Origin of the sequence: Nocardiopsis lucentensis DSM 44048 (assembly GCF_000341125.1) — a bacterium.
Classification (GTDB): Bacteria; Actinomycetota; Actinomycetes; order Streptosporangiales; family Streptosporangiaceae; genus Nocardiopsis; species Nocardiopsis lucentensis.
The window spans coordinates 1-3,681 of the sequence record NZ_ANBC01000203.1; the positions used below are offsets into that span (position 1 = coordinate 1).

General features: G+C 73.1%; 3 protein-coding genes. 2 read left to right on the forward strand and 1 reads right to left on the reverse strand.

The window, feature by feature from the left end; genetic code table 11:
- The coding region (locus D471_RS0106720) for a xanthine dehydrogenase family protein molybdopterin-binding subunit (protein WP_017597913.1) at window positions 1-1,952 on the forward strand (1,952 nt) is incomplete at its 5' end.
- A gap of 72 nt (window positions 1,953-2,024) precedes the next feature.
- Here D471_RS0106720 and D471_RS0106725 read toward each other — a convergent pair.
- On the reverse strand, window positions 2,025-3,002 hold the full coding sequence (locus D471_RS0106725; RefSeq protein WP_017597914.1) for an NADP-dependent oxidoreductase: 978 nt from the start codon (window positions 3,000-3,002) through the stop codon (window positions 2,025-2,027).
- A 70-nt stretch (window positions 3,003-3,072) separates the two neighbouring features.
- Here D471_RS0106725 and D471_RS0106730 point away from each other — a divergent pair.
- The coding region (locus D471_RS0106730) for a GlxA family transcriptional regulator (protein WP_017597915.1) at window positions 3,073-3,681 on the forward strand (609 nt) is incomplete at its 3' end.

A 3,681-nucleotide genomic window follows, 5' to 3' on the forward strand; every position in this document is an offset into this window, starting at 1 on the left:
CGATGCAGGACGAACGGGTGCACTACGCGGGTCAGCCCGTGGCGATGGTCGTCGCCGACACGCTGGAGAGGGCCGAGCACGCCGCCGAGCTGGTCGGGGTCACCTACGCGCTGGAATCGGCGGTCACCACGATCGAGCAGGGGCGCGACGACGCCTACGAACCCGAACGCGTCTTCGCCGGCCTCGCCCCCGGGCGGGTCGAGCGCGGCGACGTCGAGGCCGGGCTGCGCGAGGCCGACGTGGTCATGGAGCGCACCTGCCACCTCGCGGCCAACCACCACAACCCGATCGAGACCCACGCCGCCACCGCGGTGTGGGAGGACGCCCGGCTGACCCTGTACGACACCACGCAGGGCCCCACGGCGACCCGGCTCAGCGTCGCCGAACTGCTGGGGATCCCGCCGTCGGACGTCCGGGTGGTCAGCGAGTTCGTCGGCGGGAGCTTCGGCTCCAAGGCGATGATCCACGCACACCCCACCCTCGCGGCGATGGCCGCCCAGCACGTGCGGGCGCCGGTCACGCTGTCGCTGAACCGGGAACAGATGTTCACCGGGGCCGGACACCGGGAGGAGCAGGAGCACACCCTGACCCTGGGGGCGCGCGAGGACGGGACGCTGACCGCGATCCGTCACCACAAGATCTCGCCGACCTCGCCCTTCGACGACTGGGCCGAGCCGTCGATCGGCCCGACGGCGCAGTTGTACGCCTGCCCGAACTACGAGGGTGTCTTCCGTCTGGCCAGGGCGAACACCATGACGCCGACGTTCATGCGCGCCCCCGGTGAGGGGTCGGGTGTCTTCGCACTGGAGACGGCCATGGACGAGCTCGCCTACGAGCTCGGCGTCGACCCGATCGAGCTGCGGCTGCGCAACCACGCCGACACCGACCCGGGGACGGGTAATCCGTGGTCGAGCAAGGGGCTGCGGGAGTGCTACGAGCGCGGCGCGGAACTGTTCGGCTGGAGGCTGCGCGACCCCATCCCCGGTTCACGCCGGGACGGGAACTGGCTCGTGGGTACGGGCATGGCCAGCGCGATCTACCCCGTCTACACGCCCATGAGCCCTCAGCGGGCCCGCGCGCGCGTGTACGCCGACGGGAGGGCGGTCATCGAGACCGGCTCCTCCGACTTCGGCACCGGCGTGGGCACGATCATGGCCCAGGTCGCGGCGCAGGCCCTGGGGGTGGAGACTGAGGCGGTCGCCGTCCACTACGGGGACACCGAGCTGCCCAACACGGTGGCCGCCGTCGGTTCGGCCGGGTCCGGTGCGGTCAGCGCCGCGGTGCACACCGCCGCGACGGCGCTGCGGGATCAGCTCGTCGGACAGGCGCTCGCCGATCCGGAGTCCCCGCTGCACGGTGCCGACCCGGCCGGGGTCGCGGTGGCCGAGGGGCGCATGTTCCTGCGTGAGACCCCGGAGACCGGGGAGACCTACTCCGACCTGCTGCGGCGGCACATGATGTTCGACGCCGACGCGCTCGGCGCGTGGGAGCCGCCCGCGCAGGACACCGGCTACGGCATGGCCACCTTCGGCGCCCAGTTCGCCGAGGTGGGGGTCGACCCGGACCTCGGCCTGGTCCGGGTGCGCCGGTTGACGGGGGTGTTCGCGCCCGGACGGGTGCTCAACCGCAAGACCGCGCGGAGCCAGCTCATGGGCGGCATGCTCTGGGGGGTGGGGCAGGCGCTCCTGGAGGCCACCCACATGGAGCCCCAGCAGGGCCGGTGGGCCAACGCGAGCCTGGCCGAGTACCTGCTGCCGGTCAACGCGGACGCGCCGGACGTCGAGGTGGAGATGATCGAGGTCGAGGACCGGGTCGTCAACCCGCTCGGTGTCAAGGGCGTCGGTGAGGTGGGCCAGGTGGGCGTCGCCCCGGCGATCGCCAACGCGGTGTTCCACGCGACGGGGCGCCGCTTCCACGACCTGCCGATCACCATCGAGTCGGTGCTGGCGTAGCCGTGACCCGAGGGTCGGCCGGGGCGGGGCGCGCAGCCCCGCCCCGGCCGCCGTCGCGGTCCGGCGGCCGGGTCAGCCCTCCCCGACCACGAGGACGAGCTTGCCCGTCACGCGCCCGGTCTCACCGGACTCGTGCGCCTTGGCCGCCTCGGCGAGCGGGAAGGAGGCTTCGACGTGGGCCCGCAGGGCGTCCTTCTCCACCAGGTCCGCGATCGCGCCCATCCCGGCGTGGTCGGCCTCGACCAGGAGGGTCTCGACCCGCACACCCAGCCGCGCGGCCTTCTCCGCCTCCTGCGGTGACCCGCCCGGAAGGATCGACACGAGGGTCCCGCCGGGCCGCAGCACGTCCAGGGAGCGGGCCCGGGTGTCCCCGGACAGCGGGTCCAGGACCACGTCGATGTCGCCGGTCGCCTCCGTGAAGTCGACGGACCGGTAGTCGATCACCTCATCGACCCCGATTCCCCGCAGGAAGTCGTGCTTGGGCGCGCTCGCGGTGCCGATGACGTGGGCGCCACGGGCCTTGGCGATCTGTACCGCGAGGTGGCCGACGCCTCCGGCCGCCGCGTGGACGAGCACCCGCTGCCCGGAGGCGACCCCGGCGGTGTCGACGAGCGCCTGATGGGCGGTGAGGGCCGCGAGGGGGAGGGCGCCCGCCTGCACGTGGTCGATCCCCGCGGGCTTGCGGGCGAAGGCGCGGGCGGGCCCGGTCACGTACTCCGCGTGGGAGCCGACCCCGTGGGGGTAGGGAAGCATGCCGAAGACCTCGTCACCGGGCTTGAAGAGGGTGACGCCGAAGCCGACCTCCTCGACCACGCCGGAGACGTCCCACCCCAGGACGAGTGGGAGCCGGTTGAGGAACAGGCTGTTCGCGCGGTGCTTCCAGTCGGTGGGGTTGACCCCGGCGGCGCGGACGGAGACCAGGATCTCGCTGGGACCGGGGGAGGGTCGCGGGATCCGGACCTCGGTGAGGACGTCCGGGGAACCGTAGGCGTCCTGGCTGATCGCCCGCATGGTCGGGGCGTCGGGAGCGGTGTCGTTCGTCGTCGTCATGCGTCCATCCTGGCCGCCGCCGACCAAGGGGTGCCATGGCATGATTGCCATCTTTGGATATGATCCTGCCATGACCGGAACCCATCGTGTCGCCGTCCTGGCCCTGGAGGGCGTCTACCCGTTCGAACTGGGGATCCCGAGCCGCGTCCTCGGCGCCGCCCCCGGCCGGTACGAGGTCGTGACCTGCTCGGTCGACGGCCGTCCGGTGCGCGGCAACGCCGACTTCTCGATCGCCGTCGAGCACGGGGCGCAGGTCCTGGCCTCGGCCGACACCGTGGTGGTCCCGTCGGTCGACATGGCTCACGTCACCCGCGAACCCTCCCCGGCGGTCAGGGAGGCGCTGGGGACTGTGGCGCCCGGGACGCGTCTCGTCTCGCTCTGCACCGGTGCGTTCGTCCTGGCGGGAGCGGGCCTGCTCGACGGCCGGCCGGCCACCACCCCCTGGCGGCTCGCCGACGTGTTCCGTTCCTGGTACCCGGCGGTGGACCTGGACGCGGACGTGTTGTTCGTCGACGACGGTGACGTGCTGACCTCGGCGGGCGCCGCCGCGGGGGTCGACCTGTGCCTGCACCTGGTGCGCCGGGACCACGGCAGCGAGGTCGCCAACCGCGCCGCACGGACCTGCGTGGTCCCCCCGTGGCGGGACGGTGGCCAGGCCCAGTACATCGAGCAGCCGATG